This window comes from Pseudomonas sp. FP1762 (assembly GCF_030687105.1).
In the GTDB taxonomy this organism is placed as follows: domain Bacteria; phylum Pseudomonadota; class Gammaproteobacteria; order Pseudomonadales; family Pseudomonadaceae; genus Aquipseudomonas; species Aquipseudomonas siliginis.
On record NZ_CP117458.1, the window covers coordinates 3,337,065 to 3,362,576 of the forward strand.

At 59.5% G+C, this 25,512-nt stretch carries 31 protein-coding genes, 1 tRNA gene and 1 pseudogene; 24 read left to right on the top strand and 9 right to left on the bottom strand.

Annotated features, from left to right (window positions below; all coding sequences use genetic code 11):
* Positions 1 to 151: 151 nt before the first annotated feature.
* Complete coding sequence (locus PSH90_RS14775) at positions 152 to 337, top strand: hypothetical protein (RefSeq protein WP_016774922.1); 186 nt, start codon at positions 152 to 154, stop codon at positions 335 to 337.
* 140 nt (positions 338 to 477) lie between these two features.
* On the top strand, positions 478 to 765 hold the full coding sequence (locus tag PSH90_RS14780; protein ID WP_016774923.1) for a hypothetical protein: 288 nt from the start codon (positions 478 to 480) through the stop codon (positions 763 to 765).
* A gap of 3 nt (positions 766 to 768) precedes the next feature.
* Here the strand turns inward: PSH90_RS14780 and PSH90_RS14785 are convergent, their stop codons facing one another.
* Positions 769 to 999, bottom strand: a complete 231-nt coding sequence (locus PSH90_RS14785; RefSeq protein ID WP_016774924.1) for a hypothetical protein — start codon at positions 997 to 999, stop codon at positions 769 to 771.
* A gap of 72 nt (positions 1,000 to 1,071) precedes the next feature.
* Positions 1,072 to 1,428 carry a hypothetical protein gene (locus PSH90_RS14790; RefSeq protein ID WP_016774925.1) on the bottom strand — a complete coding sequence of 119 codons (357 nt, stop codon included), beginning with the start codon at positions 1,426 to 1,428 and terminating at the stop codon, positions 1,072 to 1,074.
* A 211-nt stretch (positions 1,429 to 1,639) separates the two neighbouring features.
* On the opposite strand from PSH90_RS14790, the gene PSH90_RS14795 reads away from it, so the two are divergent.
* The 4 genes from PSH90_RS14795 (at position 1,640) to ada (ending at position 3,962) form a co-directional block, all read left to right on the top strand.
* Positions 1,640 to 1,942 (top strand): DUF1883 domain-containing protein, encoded by a 303-nt coding sequence (locus PSH90_RS14795; protein ID WP_007912251.1) that lies wholly within the window; start codon positions 1,640 to 1,642, stop codon positions 1,940 to 1,942.
* 28 nt (positions 1,943 to 1,970) lie between these two features.
* Positions 1,971 to 2,141, top strand: a complete 171-nt coding sequence (locus PSH90_RS14800) for a hypothetical protein (RefSeq protein WP_016774926.1) — start codon at positions 1,971 to 1,973, stop codon at positions 2,139 to 2,141.
* A 7-nt stretch (positions 2,142 to 2,148) separates the two neighbouring features.
* On the top strand, positions 2,149 to 2,820 hold the full coding sequence (alkB, locus tag PSH90_RS14805) for a DNA oxidative demethylase AlkB (RefSeq protein ID WP_252886303.1): 672 nt from the start codon (positions 2,149 to 2,151) through the stop codon (positions 2,818 to 2,820).
* An 80-nt stretch (positions 2,821 to 2,900) separates the two neighbouring features.
* Positions 2,901 to 3,962 (top strand): bifunctional DNA-binding transcriptional regulator/O6-methylguanine-DNA methyltransferase Ada, encoded by a 1,062-nt coding sequence (gene ada, locus PSH90_RS14810; protein ID WP_305380880.1) that lies wholly within the window; start codon positions 2,901 to 2,903, stop codon positions 3,960 to 3,962.
* On the opposite strand, the gene PSH90_RS14815 is transcribed toward ada, so the two are convergent.
* Complete coding sequence (locus tag PSH90_RS14815; protein ID WP_305380882.1) at positions 3,952 to 4,935, bottom strand: MDR family oxidoreductase; 984 nt, start codon at positions 4,933 to 4,935, stop codon at positions 3,952 to 3,954. The two genes, ada and PSH90_RS14815, sit on opposite strands and share 11 nt — an antisense overlap.
* A 206-nt stretch (positions 4,936 to 5,141) precedes the next feature.
* On the opposite strand from PSH90_RS14815, the gene PSH90_RS14820 reads away from it, so the two are divergent.
* The 10 genes and pseudogenes from PSH90_RS14820 (at position 5,142) to PSH90_RS14865 (ending at position 12,536) form a co-directional block, all read left to right on the top strand.
* Complete coding sequence (locus PSH90_RS14820) at positions 5,142 to 6,206, top strand: nitronate monooxygenase family protein (protein ID WP_305380884.1); 1,065 nt, start codon at positions 5,142 to 5,144, stop codon at positions 6,204 to 6,206.
* Positions 6,207 to 6,339: 133 nt separating this feature from the next.
* A complete protein-coding gene (modA, locus tag PSH90_RS14825; RefSeq protein ID WP_305380885.1) occupies positions 6,340 to 7,107 on the top strand; it encodes a molybdate ABC transporter substrate-binding protein in 768 nt (255 codons plus the stop codon).
* Positions 7,108 to 7,788 (top strand): molybdate ABC transporter permease subunit, encoded by a 681-nt coding sequence (gene modB, locus PSH90_RS14830; protein WP_305380886.1) that lies wholly within the window; start codon positions 7,108 to 7,110, stop codon positions 7,786 to 7,788. It abuts the gene before it with no gap.
* Between the two features lie 3 nt (positions 7,789 to 7,791).
* Positions 7,792 to 8,871, top strand: a complete 1,080-nt coding sequence (modC, locus tag PSH90_RS14835; RefSeq protein WP_305380887.1) for a molybdenum ABC transporter ATP-binding protein — start codon at positions 7,792 to 7,794, stop codon at positions 8,869 to 8,871.
* A 71-nt stretch (positions 8,872 to 8,942) separates the two neighbouring features.
* Positions 8,943 to 9,980 carry a DNA topoisomerase IB gene (locus tag PSH90_RS14840; RefSeq protein WP_305380888.1) on the top strand — a complete coding sequence of 346 codons (1,038 nt, stop codon included), beginning with the start codon at positions 8,943 to 8,945 and terminating at the stop codon, positions 9,978 to 9,980.
* A gap of 233 nt (positions 9,981 to 10,213) precedes the next feature.
* Positions 10,214 to 10,444 carry a hypothetical protein gene (locus PSH90_RS14845; RefSeq protein ID WP_016774936.1) on the top strand — a complete coding sequence of 77 codons (231 nt, stop codon included), beginning with the start codon at positions 10,214 to 10,216 and terminating at the stop codon, positions 10,442 to 10,444.
* Between the two features lie 309 nt (positions 10,445 to 10,753).
* Positions 10,754 to 10,870: pseudogene (locus PSH90_RS14850) on the top strand (general stress protein); the annotation flags it as partial.
* A gap of 376 nt (positions 10,871 to 11,246) precedes the next feature.
* On the top strand, positions 11,247 to 11,798 hold the full coding sequence (locus PSH90_RS14855) for an ATP-dependent Clp protease proteolytic subunit (protein WP_041480149.1): 552 nt from the start codon (positions 11,247 to 11,249) through the stop codon (positions 11,796 to 11,798).
* Between the two features lie 232 nt (positions 11,799 to 12,030).
* Positions 12,031 to 12,288 carry a DUF6555 family protein gene (locus PSH90_RS14860; protein ID WP_305380889.1) on the top strand — a complete coding sequence of 86 codons (258 nt, stop codon included), beginning with the start codon at positions 12,031 to 12,033 and terminating at the stop codon, positions 12,286 to 12,288.
* Complete coding sequence (locus tag PSH90_RS14865; protein WP_150635126.1) at positions 12,285 to 12,536, top strand: hypothetical protein; 252 nt, start codon at positions 12,285 to 12,287, stop codon at positions 12,534 to 12,536. Before PSH90_RS14860 ends, PSH90_RS14865 begins: the two co-directional genes overlap by 4 nt.
* A gap of 12 nt (positions 12,537 to 12,548) precedes the next feature.
* On the opposite strand, the gene PSH90_RS14870 is transcribed toward PSH90_RS14865, so the two are convergent.
* Positions 12,549 to 12,962, bottom strand: coding sequence for a cupin domain-containing protein (locus tag PSH90_RS14870; protein WP_041480145.1), 414 nt, complete (start codon positions 12,960 to 12,962; stop codon positions 12,549 to 12,551).
* A 215-nt stretch (positions 12,963 to 13,177) separates the two neighbouring features.
* On the opposite strand from PSH90_RS14870, the gene PSH90_RS14875 reads away from it, so the two are divergent.
* Positions 13,178 to 13,558 carry a RidA family protein gene (locus PSH90_RS14875; RefSeq protein WP_024013136.1) on the top strand — a complete coding sequence of 127 codons (381 nt, stop codon included), beginning with the start codon at positions 13,178 to 13,180 and terminating at the stop codon, positions 13,556 to 13,558.
* Positions 13,559 to 13,722: 164 nt separating this feature from the next.
* Here the strand turns inward: PSH90_RS14875 and PSH90_RS14880 are convergent, their stop codons facing one another.
* Positions 13,723 to 14,199, bottom strand: a complete 477-nt coding sequence (locus PSH90_RS14880; protein WP_252876408.1) for a hypothetical protein — start codon at positions 14,197 to 14,199, stop codon at positions 13,723 to 13,725.
* Between the two features lie 224 nt (positions 14,200 to 14,423).
* On the opposite strand from PSH90_RS14880, the gene PSH90_RS14885 reads away from it, so the two are divergent.
* Positions 14,424 to 16,412 carry a U32 family peptidase gene (locus PSH90_RS14885; protein ID WP_150740958.1) on the top strand — a complete coding sequence of 663 codons (1,989 nt, stop codon included), beginning with the start codon at positions 14,424 to 14,426 and terminating at the stop codon, positions 16,410 to 16,412.
* A gap of 113 nt (positions 16,413 to 16,525) precedes the next feature.
* Here PSH90_RS14885 and PSH90_RS14890 read toward each other — a convergent pair.
* Positions 16,526 to 16,600: transfer RNA gene (locus tag PSH90_RS14890), tRNA-Gln, on the bottom strand.
* Between the two features lie 307 nt (positions 16,601 to 16,907).
* Here PSH90_RS14890 and PSH90_RS14895 point away from each other — a divergent pair.
* Positions 16,908 to 17,942, top strand: coding sequence for an alpha/beta fold hydrolase (locus PSH90_RS14895; protein ID WP_305380891.1), 1,035 nt, complete (start codon positions 16,908 to 16,910; stop codon positions 17,940 to 17,942).
* 219 nt (positions 17,943 to 18,161) lie between these two features.
* On the opposite strand, the gene PSH90_RS14900 is transcribed toward PSH90_RS14895, so the two are convergent.
* The 3 genes from PSH90_RS14900 to PSH90_RS14910 form a co-directional block, all read right to left on the bottom strand.
* A complete protein-coding gene (locus tag PSH90_RS14900; protein WP_191636952.1) occupies positions 18,162 to 19,172 on the bottom strand; it encodes a GlxA family transcriptional regulator in 1,011 nt (336 codons plus the stop codon).
* A gap of 115 nt (positions 19,173 to 19,287) precedes the next feature.
* Positions 19,288 to 20,448 carry a radical SAM protein gene (locus PSH90_RS14905; protein WP_258706784.1) on the bottom strand — a complete coding sequence of 387 codons (1,161 nt, stop codon included), beginning with the start codon at positions 20,446 to 20,448 and terminating at the stop codon, positions 19,288 to 19,290.
* Positions 20,449 to 20,566: 118 nt separating this feature from the next.
* Positions 20,567 to 21,460 carry a LysR family transcriptional regulator gene (locus tag PSH90_RS14910; protein ID WP_150635121.1) on the bottom strand — a complete coding sequence of 298 codons (894 nt, stop codon included), beginning with the start codon at positions 21,458 to 21,460 and terminating at the stop codon, positions 20,567 to 20,569.
* Between the two features lie 113 nt (positions 21,461 to 21,573).
* Here PSH90_RS14910 and PSH90_RS14915 point away from each other — a divergent pair, with 113 nt between their 5' ends.
* The 5 genes from PSH90_RS14915 (at position 21,574) to phnE (ending at position 25,372) form a co-directional block, all read left to right on the top strand.
* A complete protein-coding gene (locus PSH90_RS14915; RefSeq protein ID WP_041480136.1) occupies positions 21,574 to 21,972 on the top strand; it encodes a RidA family protein in 399 nt (132 codons plus the stop codon).
* A gap of 157 nt (positions 21,973 to 22,129) precedes the next feature.
* The gene (locus PSH90_RS14920; RefSeq protein WP_305380893.1) at positions 22,130 to 22,993 is read left to right on the top strand and encodes a putative selenate ABC transporter substrate-binding protein; all 864 of its coding nucleotides are present in this window, start codon (positions 22,130 to 22,132) and stop codon (positions 22,991 to 22,993) included.
* Positions 22,990 to 23,787, top strand: a complete 798-nt coding sequence (locus tag PSH90_RS14925) for a phosphonate ABC transporter ATP-binding protein (RefSeq protein ID WP_305380895.1) — start codon at positions 22,990 to 22,992, stop codon at positions 23,785 to 23,787. Before PSH90_RS14920 ends, PSH90_RS14925 begins: the two co-directional genes overlap by 4 nt.
* Complete coding sequence (locus tag PSH90_RS14930) at positions 23,781 to 24,608, top strand: ABC transporter permease (RefSeq protein WP_024013147.1); 828 nt, start codon at positions 23,781 to 23,783, stop codon at positions 24,606 to 24,608. Before PSH90_RS14925 ends, PSH90_RS14930 begins: the two co-directional genes overlap by 7 nt.
* Positions 24,605 to 25,372 carry a phosphonate ABC transporter, permease protein PhnE gene (phnE, locus tag PSH90_RS14935; RefSeq protein WP_095180157.1) on the top strand — a complete coding sequence of 256 codons (768 nt, stop codon included), beginning with the start codon at positions 24,605 to 24,607 and terminating at the stop codon, positions 25,370 to 25,372. The genes PSH90_RS14930 and phnE overlap by 4 nt, the downstream gene beginning before the upstream one ends.
* Positions 25,373 to 25,512: the final 140 nt, after the last annotated feature.

Here is a 25,512-nt window from a genome sequence, read left to right on the forward strand (position 1 = left end):
TTCGCGCGGATAGTTCCATCCGGGTATTTCAGCGGCGGAGTCAGCGTAGCTCAAGATCCGGGCAAACAGGATCACCATACGCTTATCAGCCCCCATTGCGAGCATTTGCCGCTATCATGGCGCCTTTGAACCAGCGAATGAGACAGACTAGATGGCTGCGGTAAAAATCATCAACGGGTATGTGATCGACAAGAAAGACGGCAAGTGGACGCTGACCACTACCAATGGCGAACATATCGCCGGGCCTTTCGACAGCGAGCAGATGGCGACAGATGTGGCCTCGGTGTTCACTGATACGCCTGCTTCTTCCAAGCGCCGAGGCAAAGATCAGGACTGATCCTTTTAGCACTTGCGCCAAGCCCTGCCAGCATGCAGGGCTTTTTTGTGCTTTGTTGGCAAACAAGTGGCCAATCGCTATAACCTTTTCATCGCGGCGCTGTCAGAGCAACCAGTCCCCCACTTGAAGACCTCGCAACCATGAACCTGAACAAACTGCAGCCGCTTTTCGCGGTATTGGTACTGAGCGGCTGTGCCACTTCGCAGCCCACCTATCTGAACAATGGCGAACAGGGTCTGAGCATCGACTGTTCCGGCGAAGCCAACTCATGGGCCATGTGCTACGAAAAGGCCGATGCCTCCTGCGCCGGCACCGGCTATCGCATCGTCGGCACTGATGGCACACCGGCGCCCAAGGAAGATGACAAAACCCTGGGCGTTGACGTTGGCAACTACAAGACGCGCAACGTCGTGGTCGTCTGCAAGTAAGCCTTACATGTGGATTTCGGCGAATTTGATCCCGAGGCCACGGACGACCTCGATCAGGTCGTCGAGCCGATTGAAGGACTCGACCTCGTCATTGTCATCCACCAAAAAGTAGCTGCGCCCTGCACTCTTCTTGAAAAACACGATCCATTCACCCGGATTCGCCGGATTCTGGATGACATGAGTGGCAGAGATAAGGCCCTCTGCGTGGCGCTCCCGCACGTGCTCTCGCTTCATTGCGACTCCATATATGACAATGCCGCCACAGCAGGACTGTGACGGCATCGGGTGCTGATGTTCGCTAGTCTATCAGCCGGAAATACAGGCGTTCGCAGCTTTCTGTACATCGCGAGGGCGAACCGGCACGTTGGACATCCGCTCATGCAGCTTGATGCTGCTGCCGCCGGCGCGATCTTCGATATCAAACACGGCTGCCGGGCCTGACGAAAGTTTGCCGGGAACGATGACTCGTACACCGTCCTTCTGCGGCTGGACTTGCAACGCACCACGACTGTCAGCGAGCTTGTCGGTCAGACACTGCGCATACTCCTGGGGCTTTTTGCCGGAGATCACGCTCATGGTTGGCAGCGTTTCATTGATTTCGGAAACATTTGCACAACCGGCCATCGCCAGAATCAACGGCACACACACCACACCCCACTTCATAGAAATCCTCCGTTAAAGACCGTCCGACAGCACAAATGCCGCTTTTCTCCGGGGCCTTGTGCATTTAACCCGCCCGCCATGGCGAAGTTCTGTTCAAAATTTGTCAAAGCAACGCCCGACGGCCAGATAATAACCCGTGCGGGCTGATAAACTGCGCCCATCGACAAGCTATCGTTTTGATTTAGTAGAAAAAGCCCTTCTGGAGGCGCCCATGAAATTCATTCACCAGCGCGAGCACCTCAACGAAGACGACATCGTCGTCATTCAATGCTCGCAGATGTGCAACATCCGTTTGATGAACGACGCCAACTTCCGCAGCTTCAAAAACGGCGGCCGTCACACCTACCACGGCGGCGCGTTCGACACGTTCCCGGCACGCATCACCGCACCGAGCACCGGCTTCTGGAACATCACCATCGACACCGTCAACCGCCGCGCAATCAGCGTGACGCGCAAGCCGACGCTGACCCACTCGATCAAGATCATCCGTCGCTCCAGCACTAAACTGAGCTGAGACGCGCAGCCTATTCTGCAAGGGAAACATGACCGTGGCGCAAAAAACCAAATACGTGATCAAGTACAAACTGGACGGTGAACAGCGTTTCGAATTCGCTGAACTGGAAACCGGCACTGACGAGGAAGCGAAAGCGGCGCTGAAGAAAATGCACGCTGACGAAGAACTCAGTGACATCAAGGTCAGCAAAGCGCTGTAACCGAGTCATGCAACCGACCACGTTTGACCTGTTCGCCGACAACGAACCCGTACAGCAGCCCCGCGCCGAGCAGATCGGCGAACAATCGTGGGTGCTGCGCGGATTCGCCTTGCCACAGGTCGAGCAACTGCTGACCGAGCTCGACGCCATTCTTGCCGCCGCCCCGCTACGCCACATGGTCACGCCCGGCGGTTTCAGCATGTCGGTCGGCACCAGCAGTTGCGGACAGCTGGGTTGGATCACCGATCGCAGCGGTTACCGTTATTCCAGCGTCGATCCACTCAGCGGCTTGCCGTGGCCGTCGATGCCGGCGGTGTTTGCCGATCTGGCGCACGAGGCGGCGGAACGCGCCGGGTTTACGGGTTTTCAAGCCGACTCCTGCCTGATCAACCAATACGTCCCCGGCGCCAAGATGTCGCTGCATCAGGACAAAGACGAAAAAGGTTATGCCGCGCCCATCGTTTCGCTGTCGCTGGGTTTGCCGGCGATATTTCTGTTTGGCGGCTTCGAACGCAGCGATAAAACCCAGCGCATCCCGCTGCTGCATGGCGACATGGTGGTCTGGGGCGGCGTGGACCGCCTGCGCTATCACGGCGTGCTGCCAATCAAACCCGGCCATCACCCGCTCTTGGGCGAACGGCGCATCAACATCACCTTCCGCGTTGCTGGCGATCAATAAAAGTTTGACCGCAAGGCGCGGAGTGTTGCGGGTTACGATGCTGGTTAACCTGACTCAAACAGGTCAACGGATCCCCTCTCATGGACAAGCTTTCGAAGACAATCAGCATTGAACACGATCCCCGCTGGGCCGCTGTGGTGGCGCGCGATCCGCGTGCCGACGGGCAATTTGTCTATGCGGTCAAAACCACTGGCATCTATTGCCGGCCGAGCAGTCTGGCGCGCCTGCCGAAACCGCAGAACGTCGAGTTTTTCGACACCGCCGAACTGGCCGAAGCTGCCGGATATCGGCCGAGCAAACGCGCCAGCAAGGACCAGAATGACGCGCAACATGCGGCGATCATCGCAGCAGCCTGCCGGCAGATCGAAGCGTGCGAGACATTGCCCGCGCTCGACAGCCTCGCCGCCAGCGCCGGCCTTAGCCCTTTCCATTTTCATCGAGTATTCAAAGCCGCGACCGGCCTGACGCCCAAGGCTTACGCCACGGCGCATCGCTCATGCAAACTGCGTGCGCGCCTGGCGGACGGCGGCTCGGTGACCGACGCGCTGTATGACGCTGGCTTCAACTCCAACAGCCGCTTTTACGAATCAGCCGATCAACTGCTGGGCATGAAGCCCACCGACTATCGCGCTGCCGGGCAGAACAACGACATTCGCTTTGCCGTTGGCCAATGCTCGCTGGGGGCGATTCTGGTGGCGCAAAGCGAACGTGGGATCTGCGCGATTCTGCTCGGCGACGATCCGCATCAGCTGGTCTGCAACCTGCAGGATCAGTTTCGCAAGGCCAACCTGATCGGCGCCGACCGCGAATTTGAACAGTTGATCGCCAGCGTCGTCGGCTTTGTCGAAGCGCCCGCGACGGGCCTGAACTTGCCGCTGGATATACGCGGCACAGCGTTTCAGGAGCGCGTCTGGCAGGCGCTGCGTGAGATCCCCGCAGGCAGCACCGCAAGTTACGCCGAAATCGCGCAACGCATCGGCGCGCCGACTTCGATGCGCGCCGTGGCCCAGGCTTGCGGGGCCAACCGTTTGGCGGTGGCGATTCCCTGCCACCGCGTGGTGCGCAGTGACGGCAATCTTTCCGGCTACCGCTGGGGCGTCGAGCGCAAACGCCAACTGCTTGAGCGCGAACTCAACGATTGACGTCGACCACCACCCTGCCCCGCAGTTGCCCGGCGAGTAATCTGGGCGCGGCCTCAAGGGCTTCGCTCAAGCTGATTTCGTGACTGATCAATTGCAATAACGAGAAATCCAGATCCTTGGCCAGTCGGCCCCAGGCCTCGATACGGCGCGCCTTGGGCTGGGTCACGCTGTTGATCCCGGCCAGCGTTACGCCGCGCAGAATGAACGGTGCTACCGAGGCCGGGAAATCCATGCCTTGCGCCAACCCGCATGCCGCGACCACGCCTTCCGAGCGTGTGCTGGCGCAAGCATTCGCCAGCGTATGACTACCGACCGAATCGACCACCGCCGCCCAGCGCTCTTTCGCCAACGGCTTGCCCGGTTCGGACAAGGTGGCTCGATCGATGATTTCGGCAGCACCCAATTGCTGCAGGTATTCATGCTCGGATACACGGCCGGTGGATGCCACCACGCGGTAGCCCAACTTGCTGAGCAAGGCGATGGCAAAGCTGCCGACCCCGCCATTGGCGCCGGTGACCAGCACTTCGCCGTGATCCGGTGTCAGGCCATGGCGCTCCAGCGCCAGAATGCACAGCATTGCCGTGTAACCTGCGGTGCCGATGGCCATGGCTTGCGCCGGCGTGAAAGCTTCGGGCAACGGAATAAGCCAGTCACCATTGAGCCGAGCCTTTTGCGCCAGCCCGCCCCAGTGGCTCTCACCGACGCCCCAACCGTTGAGCAGCACCCGATCGCCCGCCTTGAAATCGGCATGCGAACTGGATTCGACAGTCCCCGCCAGATCGATCCCCGGCACCATGGGAAACTTGCGTACCACCGAGCTACTGCCGGTGATCGCCAGGCCATCTTTGAAATTCAGGGTGCTGTACGCGACGTTCACGCTGACGTTGCCTTCGGGCAGTTGCTGCTCATCGATTTGCTGCAGATTGGCGCGATAACCGCTGTCATCTTTGTCGATCAGAATGGCATTGAACATGACGGCCCCTCGAAAATAATGGGAAGAAAGCGTGCGCTGAAATAACACATCGCAACACATTGCCACACTCGACTTTCGCTAAGCCACCCGCACCGACGCTGAAAAACTGCACGTAATGTTCAGAATTTCAGACTGGCCCCGCAGCCGGTTTTGCTGCTAAAACCGCTTGCCGTCCCTGCCCGTTTCATCGTTCGGAGATTCGTTATATGAGCCAGTGGCCAGACATCCGCATCCTTGATCTTCTCGGTATCGAACTGCCGATCATCCAAGGCCCGATGGCCGGTGCGACCAATTCTTCGATGGTGATTGCCGTGTGCAATGCCGGCGGCCTCGGTTCAATGCCCGCAGCGATGCTGAGCATCGAGCAACTGCGCGAAGAACTGAAGACGATTCGCCAGCACACCACCAAGCCGTTCAACGTCAATTTCTTCTGCCATCAGCCACCGGCGCCTGATGAGCAGCGAGCCCGGGAGTGGAAAAATCTGCTCGAACCTTACTACCGCGAACTCGGTGCCGATTTCGAGGCGCCAACACCGGTGTCCAATCGCGCACCGTTCGACGAAGCAGCGTGTGCCGTGCTCGAAGAATTCCGCCCCGAAGTGGTGAGTTTTCATTTCGGGCTGCCGGAGAAAACCCTGCTCGATCGGGTCAAGGCAACCGGGGCGAAAATCCTTTCGTCTGCCACCACGGTCGAAGAAGCGATCTGGCTGGAGCAACACGGCTGCGATGCGATCATCGCCATGGGTTATGAGGCGGGCGGGCATCGCGGGATGTTTCTCAGCGATGATCTGAGCAGCCAGGTCGGCACCTTTGCACTGGTGCCGCAGGTGGTCGACGCGGTGAAAGTGCCGGTGATTGCGGCGGGTGCGATTAGCGATGCCCGAGGCGTTGCAGCCGCGTTGATGCTCGGAGCCTCGGCGGTGCAAGTCGGCACGGCGTTTCTGTTTACCCCGGAGGCGAAGGTCAGCGCCTCGCACCACAAGGCCCTGCGCACCGCCAAGGAAAGCCAGACCGCCATCACCAACATTTTCACCGGACGTCCGGCGCGGGGCATTGTCAATCGGGCGATGCGCGAACTCGGCCCGATGTCAGCGCAAGCGCCAGCCTTTCCGTTGGCCGGCGGCGCGCTGATGCCGCTGCGAGCCAAGGATGACGCCGATTTTGCCAATCTGTGGGCCGGTCAGGCGCTGACGTTGGGCAAGGATATCGGCAGCGCTGAACTGACCCGCCAACTCGCCGAGGGCGCATTGGCGAAACTCAACCGTCATTGAATTTACGCGGCGAGCGGATTTATTCCCTCGCCACTTGGCGGCATATCGCTATATATTTCCGTATACAGCGATTGCGCCCGTGTATCGGCGTTATCCAAAGCAAAGCATTCAATGCCGATCACGGAGCCTTTACATGACACCTGCTGCCACACGCCTCGCCCCTGCCTGTCTCGCCTCATTCCTCGCATTTTTCAGCATCGGTGCCGCGCAGGCTGACGAAGTGCAAGTGGCGGTCGCCGCCAATTTCACCGCGCCAATCCAAGCCATCGCTGCCGACTTCGAAAAAGACACCGGGCACAAACTGGTCGCTGCTTACGGCGCAACCGGCCAGTTCTACACCCAGATCAAAAACGGCGCGCCCTTCGAAGTGTTTCTCGCCGCTGACGACAGCACCCCGGCAAAACTCGAGCAGGAAGGCGGAACAGTCAAAGGATCGCGCTTCACCTACGCCATTGGCACCCTGGCATTGTGGTCAGCGAAGGAAGGCTACGTAGATGCACAGGGTGACGTGCTGAAAACCAACCAATACCAGCACTTGTCCATCGCCAACCCCAAAACCGCGCCATACGGTCTCGCCGCCACCCAGGTGCTGGAAAAACTCCAGTTGAGCGAAGCCACGAAAAGCAAAATCGTCGAAGGCCAGAACATTACTCAGGCCTACCAGTTCGTCTCCACCGGCAACGCCGAACTGGGCTTCGTGGCCCTGTCGCAAATCTTCAAGAACGGCAAAATCAGCAGCGGCTCGGCATGGATTGTTCCCGCCACCCTGCATGATCCGATCAAACAGGACGCGGTGATCTTGTACAAAGGCAAGGACAGCGCTGCTGCCAAGGCCCTGATCGATTATCTCAAAGGCCCGAAAGCCGCTGCGGTGATCAAGTCCTTCGGATATGAACTGTAAATGTCGCTGACCAGTGCCGACTTCGCCGCGATCTGGCTGACCCTGAAACTGGCGTCGCTGACCACCGTGATCCTGCTGGTGATCGGCACACCGATCGCGTTATGGCTGTCGCGCACCTCGTCTTGGTTGCGCGGCCCGATTGGCGCCATCGTCGCCCTGCCGCTGGTGCTGCCGCCGACGGTGATCGGCTTTTATCTGCTGCTGGCGCTGGGGCCGCACGGTTTTCTCGGCCAGTTCACTCAATGGCTGGGGCTGGGCACGCTGACGTTCAGTTTCACCGGGCTGGTGATCGGCTCGGTGATCTATTCCCTGCCGTTCGTGGTGCAACCGCTGCAAAACGCTTTCTCGGCAATCGGCACCCGCCCGCTGGAAGTCGCCGCGACGTTGCGCGCCAATCCCTGGGACACGTTCTTCAGCGTGATCCTGCCGCTGGCGCGCCCCGGCTTCATCACCGCAGCGATTCTCGGCTTCGCCCACACCGTCGGTGAATTCGGCGTGGTGCTGATGATCGGCGGCAACATTCCCGACAAGACCCGCGTGGTCTCGGTGCAGATTTACGACCATGTCGAAGCGCTGGAATATGCCCAGGCGCACTGGCTGTCCGCGGCGATGCTGGTGTTCTCGTTTCTGGTGTTGCTGGCGCTGTATTCCAGCGGCAAAACCCGCGCAGGCTGGAGCTGATCGATGATTGATGTACGCCTGAAACGCACTTATCCGGGGTTCGAACTGGATGTTGATCTGCAAGTGCCGGGCCGGGGCGTCACCGCGCTGTTTGGCGATTCCGGCTCCGGCAAAACCACCTGCCTGCGCTGCATCGCCGGGCTGGAGCGCGCCGAGCAGGGTTTTGTGCAGATCAACGACGAGGTCTGGCAGGACAGCGCCAATGGCATCTTCGTAGCCCCGCATAAACGTGCGCTCGGCTACGTGTTTCAGGAAGCCAGCCTGTTCCCGCATCTGTCGGTGCTGGCCAATCTGGAGTTTGGTCTCAAACGCATCGCCAAGTCGCAACGCCGGGTCGATATCAACCAAGCGACCGAACTGCTCGGCATCGGCCATTTGCTCGAGCGCCATCCGCAGCATCTGTCCGGCGGCGAGCGGCAGCGCGTCGGCATCGCCCGCGCCCTGCTGACCAGCCCGAAACTGCTGCTGATGGACGAACCACTGGCGGCTCTCGACAGCCGGCGCAAGAGCGAAATCCTCCCATACCTGCAACGCCTGCATGACGAACTGGATATTCCGCTGCTGTACGTCAGCCATGCCCAGGATGAAGTCGCGCGTCTGGCCGATCATTTGGTATTGCTCCGTGACGGCAAAGCTCTCGCCAGCGGCCCGATCGGCGAGACCCTCGCGCGTCTGGATCTGCCTTTGGCGCTTGGCGATGACGCCGGGGTGATCATCGAAGGTCAGGTCAGCGCCTACGATGCCACCTATCAATTGCTCAGCCTGCAACTGCCAGCTACCGAAATGAACATTCGCGTCACCCATGCGCCGATGGCCGTGGGCCAAGCCCTGCGCTGCAAGGTGCACGCACGTGACATCAGCCTGGCGCTGAACAACGATGCAGCCAGCAGCATTCTCAATCGTCTGCCCGTTACCGTCATCAGCGAACAGGCCGCTGACAACAGTGCCCATGTGCTGATCCGCCTCGATGCGGGCGGCACGCCGCTGCTGGCGCGGATCACCCGCTTCTCGCGTGACCAATTGGGCGTGCACCCGGGCCAGCGGCTGTGGGCGCAGATCAAGGCGGTGGCGGTGCTCGCGTAAATCATTCGGCACGACGGCCAGCGCCTGCGGTCAATCAGTTACAGACTGCCGTATGACCGAAGGAAACCGCCATGCCCGATACCGTGCTGACAGATGCCCTGCCCGCCGATCTGCATTACGTCGATGACACTCAGCCTGGTATCACCCGGAAAAAACTGCGCGGCAAGTTCGTCTATTTCGAACCGTCGGGCCAGCGCATCACCGACCCGGACGAAATCAAACGCATCAACGCCCTCGCGGTGCCGCCGGCTTACACCGATGTGTGGATCTGCGCCGACCCGTGCGGTCATCTGCAAGCCACCGGCCGCGATGCGCGCGGGCGCAAGCAGTACCGTTATCACGCGCGCTGGCGCGAAGTGCGCGACGCCGACAAATACTCGCGCCTGCGCGAATTCGGCCTGGCACTGCCCAAACTGCGGCGCCAGCTTGAGGCGCTGCTCGACGCCCCGGGCTTCAGCCGCGACAAGGTCATGGCCACGGTCATCACCTTGCTCGACGCCACGCTGATCCGCGTCGGCAATACCCAATATGCGCGGGACAATCGCTCTTATGGCCTGACCACGTTGCGCAGTCGGCATGTCGAGGTCAACGGCAGCGCGATCCTGTTCCAGTTCCGTGGCAAGAGCGGCATCGAGCACCAGATCACCGTCAAGGATCGGCGTCTGGCGCGAATCATCAAGCGCTGCCTGGAGATTCCCGGGCAAAACCTGTTTCAGTACCTTGATGAATACGGCGAACGGCACACTGTCACCTCCTCCGACGTCAACGCCTATCTGCAAAAGCTCACCGGCGCTGAATTCACCGCCAAGGATTACCGCACCTGGGCGGGCAGCGCATTGGCTTTGGCAGTGCTGCGCGAGCTGCAGCATGAGTCGGAAACCGAGGCCAAGCGCCATGTGGTCGAAGCCGTGAAGAACGTCGCCAAACAGCTGGGCAACACGCCAGCGGTGTGTCGCAAATGCTACATCCACCCTGCCGTGCTCGAACATTTCATGCTCGGCGCCCTTGCCGAACTGCCCCGCCCGCGAGTGCGCAAAGGCCTGCGCGCCGAGGAAGTGGCCTTGGCGATGTTTCTCGAGCGGATGTGTGAGGTGAGCGAGGCGTCCTGAGTCGCACAAACCCCCTGTGGGAGTGAGCCTGCTCGCGATAGCGGCCTTTCAGTTGATGAAGATGTCAACTGACCCACCGCTATCGCGAGCAGGCTCACTCCTACAAGATTTGCCGATGAGCTGAGCTGGGTATTTTTTGCACGATCGCGCAGGGCTTCTATAGTTGATCTGAAGGTTCGCGCCATGCGGGCTTTTTGTTGCAACTCAGCCGTTTCAGCGAACGGAGGTGTTTCATGTCCGAGAAAGAGTCCATCACCACCCTCCTCACCCTGCTCGACGCCCGCCAGGCGCGCCTCGCAGCCGCCTGCAAAGAGATCGCCGACTGGGTTGATCATCAAGGCGGGCATCCGACAGCTTTGCGCATTCGCGACCGACTGCATGACATCGAAAAAGATGCGCCGCTTATTCGCGATACGCTTTCGACGCTCAAGCCAATTGATCGGCCGTTGCCACGATTCAGATAGTCGAGGTTCAATTAACTTCAACAACCGGCTCGGCATCGGTGTAAGTGTTTTTCTTTATTATCCATTGCGATTGAGCGTAGCCCTTTTAGTTATATGTGCCCTACTGGCCAATACAAGTTAAAAGTGCAGACACCGCTCATCGGATCAATTAAAAAAAATCAAAACACCGTGAACCAATATGTAATCGAAGTAGGTGTCCATGACGAAAACGGACATCACTAGCGAAACGTTAATAGATATCGGAGAGCTATCATGACCACCGGAAATAAAAATACAGGTAACGCCGGCAACGATCGTGACAAGATGCAAGAGTCCGGGAAAAAAGGCGGACAGTCTGGCGGCAACTTCGCCAACGATCGTGAAAAAGCATCCGAGGCTGGTCGCAAAGGCGGACAATCCAGCCACAGTGGAGGTCGCAAGTCGTAAATGAGCGGTACAAGGGCAGCCTCGCTGCCCTTGTAATATTCGACGGAGCGCATAGATGACCACCTCCATACATACTCCTCCAAGCCAGTTACACCAACACGAAGGCGCTGAAGTTGTTCCAGAAGCGACGCGCAGCTCCCCGGAGAAACTGCCGGACGACGCTGGGTCTTCGTGCATTGAAAGAAAACCTGGCCACCCGCAGCACAGCGATCGTGCCCAACATGAATGTTACGAGCGCAGGCAGTTGAACGTTGACTCTGAAAACTCTCGAGAAACGCAAACGACGCCAACGTCCGAACGCTGCTCCTGACTGACGGGCACCAGTCCTTGCGCAAAGAGCCCGTTCGCAGAGCCCCGGCCCGTCGAGGAAATTGCCATGCCTGTTCACGTGATTAACTTTACCGGCCCGATCAATGCTTCAACCTGCGGTCAGCTGATTGATAGAGCCTCGCGTGCGGTAAAGGAAGATGCCCCCAGGTTGATTCTGAACATCGCTACCATGGGTGGCGAATGCAGTTACGGTTTTACGATGTACAACTTTCTGATGGCGCTGCCCGTCCCGGTACACACGCATAACCTGGGAACGGTCGAGTCGATGGGCAATATCGTTTTCCTCGCCGGCCAGCGCCGCACTGCGTGCACTCATAGCAAGTTTCTGTTTCACCCTTTTCATTGGCACTTGCAGGGAGCGGTTGATCATTCGCGCATGTCGGAATATGCCATGAGCCTGGATTACGACTTGCATCTGTACGCGCAGATTGTCGCCGAGCGTACCAGTAACGGGAAAAATGCATTGGAGACAGAGAAATACCTGACAGCGGCTCCGCGCATTATCAATCCTGAAGAAGCTTTGCATGCCGGGCTGATCACAGCGGTTGAAGACACCGAGATTCACGCCGACTTTGTCTGCTCATGCATTTACTCCTGAAGCCCCTCCTGAATAACGCGTCGCTTTAGATGCGTTTCATTCTATTCAGATCGCCACTCTGAGCAGCGACATTACAAGATCATGTAGTGCATTGGCGCCTCAACTTGTACACGCCCCAACGCGCGGTATAACGCTAAACAAGCGGCGTATGCCGGTCATCCCAGCCAAAAGAATTTTCTCTGAATTATTCATTTCGCCAGACATCCCTCTTTTTAACAGACGGAGGAAATGTATGAGCGCAGTGGACTTGTACGTGATCGAGTACCTGTTACATGGAAAGCCCAGGTCATTCGTCATTCGCACAAAAAAAATGAACAACGCCGAAGCGTGGCAGTGGGCAAGTTGCGACGCAGGAATCGCGCCCATCCCCCGCCCCGGTCGGCCTCCGTTGAAACGTTTTTCCAAACCGATGGCGGAGCGCTTTGGCGTGACCGGGGTGCAATGGCGCGAGTCGGTGCCTCTGGTGTGGGAGGAGGATCACGCAAAATGAATGAGCACACGTTGAAATTCGGTTTCGGCCGATCGTGGGATGACGAGATGGCAGAAAACGCCGCGATGTTCCGCGAGGCCGACCTGCTGGAAGAGGCGGCCTACAGAATCATTGAGCATGACGCCGACAGTCCTGAGGCCTGGGCTCGCTTCAGCGAAGCAAAAGCCTTGGCCGACGCCAAGCGAACGGCGGCCTATCAGGACTGGATGCGCATCAAGCGCGCAATGAGCAAGCCGCGCTCGAAATAGCAGGCCGACGCATCACGGCTTGAGGATCAGCAGCGGTTCGCCCTTCGGCACGACGTAAGTGGCCAGTTCCACGGCTTTGTCGTTGCCTACGTTTTTCGCCACATGCGCTACGCCTGCCGGAATGAACAACGAATCGCCGGCCTTGAGTATTACCGGCGCCCGCCCTTCGAGCTGATACTCGAACGTGCCGCTGATGACATAGGCGACTTCCACGCCGGGATGAGCATGCCGAGGCGAGGTGACGCCAGCATCAAAATCGATACGCGCCTGAATGACTTCGCGATTGTCAGCGCCGAGATCCTGGCGAACCAGATCAGTACGGCTCAGACCTTTCTGCCAGCTCGTCGCCGGCGCATCTGCCGCATGGGCGAAACCGGCAAGGGAGGCGAAGACAACGGCAGAAGCCAGAAACAGTGGACGGTACATGGTGGTGCCCTCTTGAACGTAGTGTTGGTGTGAGGGCTACTTTGGGCTCGGCATGTAAGGCGGATGTGTCTCGAAAGCGCAGTTTGGTGTTGCCGTGTGTATCCGCTGAGGGCTGATACACGCTTATACAAACGTGTCGCGGTCCCCGTCCGGGCCATGGTGGGAAAGAATCTGTAAACTGCCGCAATCTTCATTCACCCAAACAAGAGATGCCCATGGCCAATCAAGACATCATCTTCACGCCTGATCCGGACACCGATTCGATTTCTTCCGACGTCGCCACCTTTGGCGGGATCATGGTCTCGACGCAAATCCCGACCCGCGCCGATGGCAGCCTGGAACTCGGCGGGATCACCGAGCAAAGCGAGTGCACGCTGCAAGCGCTGAAAGTCGCCTTGGAACGTGCTGGCAGTTCGATGGACCGGGTGCTGCACCTGACCATTTACCTCACCGACATGGGCGATCGCGGGGCTTTCAATGAAGTGTACAAACGCTATTTCGCCAAGCCTTGGCCAGTGCGGGCAGCGGTGGGCGTCGCCTCGCTGGCGGTTGAAGGGATGCGTGTGGAGGTGACGGCGATGGCGGCCAAGGGCTGATTTGCGGAAATACTGCGTAGGCTGCCGCCACGATTCCGGTTGCGGCGTACGCAGTGAAATACTCAAGGGCGCGCGCCAAACACAGCAGCCACCAGGATGCGGCCGTTTGGCATGCGCTGGCTCGCTCGTTGAGCGAATTGGCGTCAACGGTCTATTCACAAAACTTAAAGGGGACCACTAGCTATAACAAACAGTTTACCTTCTGATACCCGGTATGTTTGCCCGCGGTGCTCGATTTCAAAATTGAATGTTGCCGTAATCGAATCGATGCCTTCTTCGTGTTTGCGAGCAAACTCTATTGTTCCTGTTTTCGCATATAAAATTTCATGCGACATAGTCATCAATCCCGCCACAGGGCTTCCGAACCCGCCAACTTCATGTCTACCGTCCGCAAGGGAGCGATCTATCACAAATGAAATAATCTCACCCACCTCGTCCGTAAAATATTGACCAATAACGCTGAACGTCTCCTTTGTGCCGAAATAGAGATGCCGAGTAGCGGAGAATATTGGCTTGCCTATGCCCGGATGATCGGGTGAAACGACCGCTTTGTAATACACTTCGGCCTTCTTCTGCGGACGCGATTTAAACGACGCGAAATCCGAGATACCAATCGTCGCGAAGGCGTTATTACCTTTCATGATATTAATCTCCAATGTCTTGCGTGATATAGGCCAGAGCGACTTTCCCGCTCCCACCTGATGTTCACGCTTTGGACGCGGACGGACAACTGACAGACTTTACAGTTATGCATTGCCTCGTATTGTGCTAGGTCCTTCGTACCTGATATCGGCACGCTGATGCCGCCCAGGTGTTTCACAGGTACAATGCGCCCCTTGCCCGTGACCGCCTGACTAAAAAAACTATGTCCTTGCCCAAGCATCACCTGGAATTGCTCAGCCCTGCCCGCGATGTCGCCATTGCCCGCGAGGCCATCCTGCATGGCGCTGACGCCGTGTACATCGGCGGCCCGAGCTTCGGCGCACGCCACAACGCCTGCAACGAAGTCAGCGAAATCGCCGAACTGGTCGAGTTCGCCCGCCGTTACCACGCGCGTATTTTCACCACCATCAATACCATCCTGCACGACAACGAACTGGAGCCGGCGCGCAAGCTGATCCATCAGTTGTACGACGCCGGTGTCGATGCGCTCATCGTCCAGGATCTGGGCGTGATGGAGCTGGACATTCCGCCGATCGAGCTGCACGCCTCGACCCAGACCGATATCCGCACGCTGGAGCGGGCGAAGTTCCTCGATCAGGCCGGTTTCTCGCAGCTGGTATTGGCCCGAGAACTGAACCTGCAGGAAATCCGCGCCATCGCCGATGAAACCGACGCGGCCATCGAATTCTTCATTCACGGCGCGCTGTGCGTGGCCTTCTCCGGTCAGTGCAACATCTCTCACGCGCAAACCGGCCGCAGCGCCAACCGTGGCGACTGCTCCCAGGCTTGCCGCTTGCCGTACACCTTGAAAGACGAAAAGGGTGGCGTGATCGCTTACGAAAAACACCTGCTGTCGATGAAAGACAACAACCAGAGCGCCAACATCCGCGCGCTGGTCGAAGCAGGCGTGCGTTCGTTCAAGATCGAAGGTCGCTACAAGGACATGGGCTATGTGAAGAACATCACTGCCTATTACCGCCAGCGTCTGGACGACGTGCTCGAAGACCGCCCTGACCTGGCCCGCGCCTCCAGCGGCCGGACCGTGCATTTCTTCCTGCCCGACCCGGAAAAGACCTTCCACCGTGGCAGCACCGATTACTTCGTGACCGATCGCAAGATCGACATCGGCGCCTTCGATTCGCCAACCTTCACCGGGCTGCCGGTCGGCACGGTGGAAAAAGTCGGCAAGCGTGACATGCAGGTTGTCACTCACGAGCCGCTGTCCAACGGCGACGGCCTGAACGTGCTGGTCAAGCGCGAAGTGGTCGGTTTCCGCGCCAACATCGCCGAGGCCAAAGGCGAGTTCGAAGAAGACGGCGAGAAGCGCTACCGCTACCGCGTCGAGCCGAACGAAATGCCCGAGGGCCTGTTCAAGCTGCGTCCGAGCCACCCGCTCAATCGCAACCTCGATCACAACTGGCAGCAGGCGTTGCAGAAAACTTCTTCGGAACGTCGCGTGGCCCTGAGCTGGTTCGCTCGTCTGCGTGAAGAACAGCTGGAAGTGACCGCGACCAGCGAAGAAGGCATCAGCGCCAGCGTCACCCTCAACGGGCCGTTCGGCGTTGCCAACAAGCCGGAGCAGGCGCTGGAGCAACTGCGCGACCTGCTTGGTCAGCTCGGCACCACGCAGTACCACGCCACCGACGTCAAGCTGGATGCGCCGCAAGCGTTCTTCATTCCCAACTCGCAGCTCAAGTCGCTGCGTCGCGAAGTGATCGAAGCGCTGACTGCGGCGCGTGTCGCCGCGCATCCGCGTGGCAGCCGCAAGGCCGAAACCACGCCGCCGCCGGTGTACCCGGATTCGCACCTGACCTTCCTCGCCAACGTCTACAATCAGAAGGCCCGCGACTTCTACCACCGTCACGGCGTCAAGCTGATCGACGCGGCGTACGAAGCTCACGAAGAGCCAGGCGAGGTGCCGGTGATGATCACCAAGCACTGCCTGCGTTTCTCCTTCAACCTGTGCCCGAAACAGGCCAAAGGCGTGACCGGCGTGCGCACCAAGGTCGCGCCGATGCAGTTGATCCACGGCGATGAAGTGCTGACGTTGAAGTTCGATTGCAAGCCGTGCGAGATGCACATCATCGGCAAGATGAAAGGCCACATTCTGAACCTGCCGCAGCCGGGCAGCGTGGTCGGCCACATCAGCCCTGAAGACCTGATGAAAACCATCCCGCGCGCACCGCACTGAGTGACCGGCGTGCGCGGTGCTTCGGCATCGCGCACGCATGCCTGGCTCGAGCGCGGTAAATCGCAGGCATAAAAAAACGCCAACTTCTTGCGAAGTTGGCGTTTTTTCGTAGATGGCAGGGGCGGCTGGATTCGAACCAACGCATGGCAGGATCAAAACCTGCTGCCTTACCGCTTGGCGACGCCCCTGTAGCTCTGATCAGCGGCTCCGTTAGGATCGCTGTGAGAACGGGCCGCAATTTAACAACATTCATTTCATTTGGGAAGCCCGAAATAAAATTTTTTTTGTTTTAAAACAGCGACTTATTATTTTCGCGCGAAAACTCACCGTTTCATCGCCATGTATCACACTGTGTACGCGCCCCGCTGCTACACAACCCAATGCAAAAACGCTCTCTGGCGACACAGAGCAGATACCTCGCCACGCTTCAATGCACCCAGGGTTTCAAGGGTTCATCCAGCCCCTTGGCCACAGGCTCGCAAAGGAGACGTCAGCATGAAACAGGCTCTGCACACCTCTAAAATCACCGCCGCGCTCGGCTTGTCAGTCCTGGCACTGTCACTGTTCGGCGCCGTCGGCAGCGCTCAGGCGCAAACCACAGAACCCGCCGCCGTCAGCTATTCCGCGCCCTCGCCTTTCGGCCCGCTGAAGCACATCAAGGCTGGCTTGCTCGACGTGGCCTACGCCGAAACCGGCCCCGCTGATGGCCCAGTGGTGATTCTGCTGCACGGCTGGCCCTACGACATTCACAGCTACGACGAAGTCGCACCACTGCTCGCGGCCAAGGGTTACCGCGTGCTGATGCCGTATGCACGGGGTTATGGCGACACGCAGTTCCTGTCCAAAAACACCCTGCGCAACGGCCAACCGGCGGCGCTGGCCAGCGACGTGATCGACTTCATGGATGCGCTGAAGATCAAGCAAGCAGTGCTGGGCGGCTACGACTGGGGCGCGCGTTCGGCGGACATCGTCGCAGCATTGTGGCCGGAGCGCGTCAAGGCGTTGGTGGCGGTCAGCGGCTACCTGATCGGCAATCAGGCCGCCGGGCAAAACCCGCTGCCGCCGAAAGCCGAATTGCAGTGGTGGTACCAGTTCTACTTCGCCACCGAACGCGGCCGTGCCGGCTATGAAAAGAACACCCACGACTTCGCCAAACTGATCTGGCAGCTGGCTTCGCCGCAGTGGAAGTTCGACGACGCCACTTTCGACCGCAGCGCCCAAGCGTTGCAGAACCCCGATCACGTCGAAATCACCGTGTTCAACTACCGCTGGCGGCTGGGCCTGGTGCAGGGCGAGGCGAAATATGCCGCGCTGGAAGAGAAGCTTGCGACTGCCCCGTCGATCAGCGTGCCGACGATTACCCTGGAAGGCGATGCCAATGGTGCGCCACATCCCCAGCCTGAGGACTATGCCAAGCGTTTTACCGGGAAATATCAGTTCCGGTTGATTGAGGGTGGGGTTGGGCACAATTTGCCCCAGGAAAGCCCGGCGGCGTTTGCGCAAGCTGTAATCGATGCTGATCGTCTCTGACAGACCCGCCCTCAATACCCCTCACCCTAGCCCTCTCCCGGAGGGAGAGGGAACTGATTGGGGGATATTCGAGATTTACGCCGACCTGAAAGCGCTGTATTGAATCCAAAGTCGACGTCCATCTTTCAGGTCGATGTACAGCGCAAGATACCTCGGTCGGCTCCCTCTCCCTCTGGGAGAGGGCTGGGGTGAGGGTTTTTGGGGATTGCACCGGTCGATCTATTTAACCAGCCGTTTTTCCTTCGAAGGCCGATAACCAAAGTACGAGCTATAGCACTTGCTGAAATGGCTCGGCGAGACAAAACCACACGCCACCAGCACTTCCACCTGCGACAGCTCGGTATGTTGCAGCAGGCGCCGTGCTTCGGTGATGCGCAGTTCCAAATAGTAGCGCTGCGGCGTGGTGCCCAGTTGCTCCTTGAACAAGCGCTCGAGCTGGCGCCGCGAGCGGCCGGCGTAGACCGCCAATTGTTCCAGCTCCAACGGTTCTTCGAGGTTGGCGTCCATCAGCTTGATCACTTCCCGCAACGGCGCGCTGACGCAGATGTTTTCATCCGGCTTGATCCGCCGGTAGCGCGATTCCTCAAACGCCAGAATGTCCTCGACACCCTCGACCAGCGCTTTGCCGTGCAGGCTTTTGATCCAGTCCAGCGCCATGTGGAAAGCCCCCGATGGGCTCGACGCGGTGAGACGGTCGCGGTCGATCACATAAGGCTCGCTGCTGACGTGCGTAGCCTTGGCAATTTCCGTCAACGCGGGGCGATGTTCCGGGTGAATCGCGCAACGGTAGCCGTCGAGCAACCCGGCGCGCCCGAGAAACCACGAACCGTTCCACAACCCGGCCAGACTGACGCCCCGCTCCGCCGCGAGTTTGAGCAAGTGCACAAACCCATCGCTCGCTCGCAGTTCAGTGCGATAACCGCCGCAGACCACCAGCAGATCCAATTCCTCGAGCGCTGCTGAGTCCAGACGCGCATCGGGGCGGATCACCAGCCCCAGGTCGCTGATGACCTCGCCCTCACCCAGCCCGAAGGTGCGCGAGGTAAACAGCCCCGGGCGCAACAGATTGGTAGTCACCACGGCGTCCAGCGTCTGCGTAAAGGCCGGTAGCGAAAAGTGTTCGAGCAGCAGAAAACCGGTGCGCGTCAACTGCGCGTTATCGCTTTGCTCATTCAGATAGCGGAGGTTTTTCCCCTTCATGCCTCCGCTGAATTGGCGTCGTTCGGTCAAGTTTCAATCCATCGGTCACATTGTTGTGCGCCGATAGTTGGCCGGAACCGGTAAAGAGTCAATCACGTCATCAGGCCACACCTTCAAACAACCCATGGCCGTCGCCCCGGGTATCTCAAACGATCGTATTCAACCCCGCCCCGAGCCGACCTTCGAGGCGCCCAAACAGGACGTAGTGTTGATAGCCACTGGAGAAGGCGCCTGTGGCGATTGCAGTCTTTACGTCGGCATTGAGGCGCAAATATTGCTCCTCATCGAAGTGCTCGGCGCTGACTTCACCTGTACGGCCCAGACGTTCGCTATCGATCGGCTGTTCGAGAATCGTGCGTCGTTGAAAGTCGATGATGCGATTGACCGCATGACTTTCCAGCGGCCCCTTGTTGGGCGATGCGGAGTAGATGTGCAGACCGTTCTTCGCGCAGCGGTTGCACAAATCCACGCAGTTCTTTTGCGTGGATTTGCGACTCATCAATTCCTGTACCGGCATGTCCAGATACTTGCCGACGCTGTATTCCGCCTGATTGAAAATCGTGCAGCACAGCACGGTATTGCCATTGCAATCGAGTACCAGCCAATCATCTTTCAGGGTGCACGCCTGTTTGGGGTATTGCTTGACCAGATTGACCAGGTCTGCATACGGTGGCAACGCCAGGCGCTTGAGGGTTTCCCGGTCCGTGTCGGTGACCGAGGCATCGTCTTCGACGATAGCGAAGGTTTTTTCCAGCGGCATCATCACCGAGTAGCCGGTGGAGAAATTGAAACCCAGGCGCTCGCTGAACTCGCGCATCAGCCCCTCTTCTTCGAGGTTATCCAGATAGCGGTGGTAATAGACCTCGATAAGCGTATTCAGGCCGTGACGCTGCTTGAGGTCATGCAGCTTGATCATGTTCTGCTTGACCACTTCGATGTCGCCGCCGACATGCCCTTGGCGGTAGGTATCCTGGTGGAACCCGGACAGGGAGACACGGAAGAACCAGGGATTGGCGAGCATCGCGCTTTCAATGTTCTTGGCCAGGTTCAGGTTGGAGCTGATGCCGCTTTGCAAACCTGCAGCGTTAATGATTTCGACGAACTCACCAATGCGCGGGTGAATCAACGGCTCGGTCCAGTTGTACAAAAAGATCGCCTTGACCCCTTCACGCCGTGCCTTGTCGACAATCTGCGTGAACATATCGAGCTGCATGGCTTTCTTGAAATTGGCATTTTCCGAATTACCCATCGGGCATGACGGGCAGCTCAGATTGCAGGCGCCGACGATATCGATGTACATATTCATTACGCGCATAGCTCCTTGGGTCGAACGTGCGCCTCTCATCACAAGCACGTTCGGGTCGCCGGGTTGGTTGTTTTTCTGACGACCTGCCTTCACGTAAAGCAATAAGCGCACCAGAACCCTACGCCATTAACGCCACAATCCAGTCGATAAACACCCGCAATTTCAAGCTGACATGCCGGTTCGGCGGATACGCGACGTAAAGCGGCATGCTTTCCAGGCGCCAGCCCTCAAACAACGGCACGAGCTCGCCGCGCGCGACATGCGCATCGGCCATATACGTCGGCAACCACAACACCCCCATGCCCGCCAGTCCCGCCGCCAGATAGGCATTGCCGTCATCTACCGCAAGCACATGCCGGCCCTTGATCTGCAAGCGCTCGGTGCCGTTGTGCAACGTGTACGGAAGAGGTTTACCAGTGCGAGCCCAAAGAAACGCGACCACCCGATGATGGGAGTCTTCCAGTTCGCGTGGATGGTCGGGCGTACCTTCGCGAGCCAGATAAGCCGGCGCGGCAAATACCCCCAAGGGCAGATCGGCGAGCTTGCGCGCCATCAGCGATTGATCGAGCAATTCGCCGCCGCGCACCACGCAATCGACGTTCTCATCGATGATGTCGACGATGCGGTCGCTGACGCCCATGTCGATCTGGATGTCCGGGTAGCGCGCGTGAAAATCCGGCAAGGCTGGGACCAGAATATGCCGCGCGAACGGGCTCGGCACGTCGATGCGCAAGCGCCCCCGTGGCCGTGCGGCGGCACCGGGCAGGCTGGTTTCGGCGTCGTCCATGTCGGCCAGCAACTTGATCACCCGCTCGTAATACGCCGCACCATCGGCGGTGACGTTGACCTTGCGCGTAGTGCGATTGAGCAGCTTGACCCGCAGCCGCGCCTCCAGCTGCTGCACCAGTTGCGTCACCGTGGTCTTGCTCATGTGCAGGGTTTCGGCAGCTTTGGTGAAACTGCCCGCCTCGACCACCCGGGCAAAGGCCTGCATCGCATCGAACCGGTCCATCCGCGCCCCTCGATTGTTTGGAATTTGCAAACAGTGAACGCCAAGCTTGCGCGTTTATCCAGCAGCTGCAAATACCTAAAGTCACTCCATCAACCACTGATGGAGTCAGCCCCATGTCCAAGCGCGATGTAGTGTTCCCACCCGCCCGCCACGCCCTGTATGAACGTCACCGTTACTCGCCGGCGATTCGCTCCAACGGTTTCCTGTTTGTCTCCGGACAAGTCGGCAGCCGTGAGGATGGCTCGCCCGAGGCCGATCTGCGCGATCAGGTGCGCACCGCCTTCCACAACCTCAACGCGATCCTCGCTGCGGCCGGTTGCAGCTTCGATGATGCGGTGGATGTCACCGTGTTCATGGTCGATCCGCACTCGACGTTCGAAACGATCTGGACTGTGGTGCCGGAGTTTTGGGGCGAAGCGCCGTTTCCGACCATCACCGCTGTCGGCGTGACCTGGCTGGCGGGTTTCGATTTCGAGATCAAGGTGATTGCCAAACTGCCCGAGGCGGCTTGACCGCAACCGTACACAAACAGACACACCGCGCCGGCACGGAGGCTGGCCAATCTCCTCGCGAATGCGTATAACCTCGCCGTTTCGTCTACCCTGACGTGGCGCGCCGCCCGGTAGCGGCTGCCCTTCGAATGTTGACGCTTACGAAACGGAGAATTCTATGTTCAAGCGTACCCTCGCCCTCACCGCCGGTCTGGCCCTGTCCTTTTCTGCCCTGATGACGCAAGCCGCTGATGTCCTGCGCGTCAGCGCGATTCCCGACGAAGCCCCGACCGAGCTGCTGCGCAAGTTCGAACCACTGGGTACCTATCTTGAGCAGCAGTTGGGCATGAAGGTGCAGTTTGTGCCTGTCGCCGACTACCCGGCGGTGGTTGAAGCGCTGGCCACCGATCGCCTCGACATGGCCTGGCTCGGCGGTTTCACTTTTGTGCAGGCTCGTTTGAAGACCGACGCCACTACACCAGTGATCCCGCTGGTGCAGCGCGAACAGGATGCGCAGTTCACCAGCAAATTCATCACCGCCGACCCGAACGTGAAAAGCCTCGCCGACCTGAAGGGCAAGACCTTCGCCTTCGGTTCGGTGTCGTCCACCTCGGGCAGTCTGATGCCGCGTTACTTCATGCTGAAGAACGACGGCATCAAGCCTGAAGGCTATTTCAGCCGTGTCGCCTACTCCGGCGCGCATGACGCCACCGTTGCCTGGGTGCAGGCCGGCAAGGTCGACGCTGGTGTATTGAACGCCAGCGTCTGGCAGAAACTGGTCGACGCCGGCAAGGTCGACACCAACAAGGTCAAAGTCTTCGCCACCACGCCGACCTACTTCGATTACAACTGGACCGTGCGCGGCACCCTTGATCCGAAGCTGGCCGCGAAGATCAAGCAAGCCTTCCTCGACCTCGACCCAGCCAATCCTGAGCAGAAGAAGATCCTCGATCTGCAGGCCGCCAGTCGCTTCATCGAGACCAAGCCCGAGAACTACAAGGGCATCGAGGAAGCCGCCCGCGCCGCCGAACTGCTGAAATGACCCTACGCCTCACCCAGGGCAGCCTGCGCCATGCCAATGGCGTCGATGCCCTTCGTAACATCGACGTGCAGATTGGCGCTGGCGAACAGGTCGCAATCATCGGCCCGTCCGGCGCTGGCAAGTCGAGCCTGCTCAATCTGCTGGCCACCGCGCTCAAGCCCAGCAGTGGCGACATCGAAGTGCTTGGCGAACGCGCCTGGCACTTGTCGGCGCACCAGCGGCAGCGCCTGCGTGCGCGCATCGGCCTGGTGCATCAGGCGCCGCCGATTCCGCCGCGTCAGCGGGTCATTACGGCGGTGCTGGCCGGCAAGCTCGGTCAGTGGAGTCTGGGCAAAAGTCTGCTGAACCTGCTGCATCCACTGGATGTGGCGGGCGCTCGCGCGGCGTTGGCGCGGCTGGATCTGGGCGACAAACTGTTCGCCCATTGCCAGCAGTTGTCCGGCGGGCAATTGCAGCGCGTCGGCATTGCGCGAGTGCTGTATCAGGCGCCGGAAATATTGCTTGCCGACGAACCTGTCTCGGCCATGGACCCGGTGCTTGCCGGCCATACGCTGTCGATCCTTTCGCGTCACGCCCGCGAGCACAACGTCACGCTGGTGGCGAGCCTGCACGCGGTGGATCTGGCGCTGGCGCACTTTCCACGGATCATCGGTTTGCGCGACGGGCAGATTCTTTTCGATTGCCCATCCGATCAAGTCAGTCGCGACAAACTCGATGCGCTGTACGCCAATGAACAACTGCAATCGCCAGCGCCGGCGGCCGCGCCTTTGATTGTGCAGATTCCGCGATGCTGAAAGCTGATTCACGGGACCCTGCGGCGTGGCCGCGATTGTTGCTGACGCTGCTGGCGCTAGCCCTGCTGTGGCCGGGCATTCAGCTCAGCGAACTGGACCTGGGCGTGTTGTTTCAGGCCGATAGCCAGAACGAAATGGGCCGTTTTGTTTCGGCATTCTGGCCGCCGGCGCACGATCAAGCGTTCCTGCAACTGTTGCTCAAAGCCACCCTGCAAACCCTGGCGATTGCCACAGCGGGCATGGCCTTGGCGTTGCTGCTGGCGGTGCCGGCGAGCCTGATCGCCAGCCGCGCGCTGTCGCTCTCGGCGGCGTCCCGGGGCGGCGTGCCGAGCCTGCCCGGGCGCTTGCTGCGCTGGCCGGTACGCGGCTTGCTGATCTTTTTGCGCAGCGTGCCGGAGATCGTCTGGGCGCTGTTGTTCGTGCGCGCGGTCGGCCTCGGCCCGGCGGCTGGCGTGTTGGCCATCGCCATCACCTACAGCGGTATGCTCGGCAAGGTTTACGCGGAGATATTCGAATCCACCGACCAGCGCCCGGCGCACGCATTGTTGCAGGCCGGCAGCGGTCGACTGGCGGCGTTTGCCTACGGCACGTTGCCGAATGTCGCCGCCGAACTGCTCTCGTACACGGTGTATCGCTGGGAGTGCGCGATCCGTGCCTCGGTGGTGATGGGCTTTGTCGGTGCCGGTGGGCTGGGGCAACAGATCGATCTGTCGATCCGCATGTTTGCCGGCGGTGAAGTCGCCAGCATGTTGCTGACGTTCCTGCTCCTGGTGCTGTGCGCTGATCAACTCAGCCGCTTGCTGCGCTGGAGGCTGACATGAGGCGCCTGATCAACCTGCTGCTGATCGTCGTGATCGCATTTGCGGTGTTCGCTTCCTTCGCTTATCTGGAACTGGATCTCGCCGAACTCGGCAGCGCCAATAGCCTCAAGCAGATGGGCAGTTACGTGCAGCGCTTTCTAAGTCCCGACTTGAGCGCCGGTTACCTGAAAGCCATTGCCCACGGTTCGCTGGAAACACTGGCCATGTCCGCGTTGGGCACCCTGCTTGCGGCACTGTTCGGCATCGTTCTCGCGCTGCCCGCTGCCGGGCGTTTCGGCTGGCCGCTGCAAAGTGCGGCGCGCCTGCTGCTCAACGGCTTGCGGGCGATTCCAGAGCTGGTTTGGGCCGCGCTGATGGTGCTCGCCGCCGGTCTCGGCCCGAACGCCGGCACCCTCGCCCTTGCCCTGCACACCACTGGGGTGCTCGGTCGGCTATTTGCCGAAGCATTGGAAAACACTCCGCCACAACCGGCCGAGGCGATCCGTTTGCAGGGCGGCAATCCGATCCTCGCGTTCTGCTACGGCACCCTGCCTAACCTTGCCCCGCAACTGCTCGCCTACTGCCTGTATCGCTGGGAAAACAACATCCGCATGGCCAGCGTGCTGGGCTTTGTCGGTGCTGGCGGCCTGGGCCAGATGCTGTATGTCAGCTTGAGTCTGTTCCAGGAAGCCCAGGCCAGTACGGTGATTCTGGCGATGCTGTTGCTGGTGTTTCTGGTCGATTGGTTGAGCGCCTGGAGCCGGCAGCGTTGGGTCAAAGCGTAGGCCGAGTGGATATCTGGCAAAAGCTGATTATGCTTCAGGAAACCTTGCAGCCCTGCGAGGCGGTCAGACTGTGCAAGCTTCACGCTAGAGCAACGGCGGCAGATGCCAACGGGCCAGAGTGCGACAGGCAGTAACGGGGG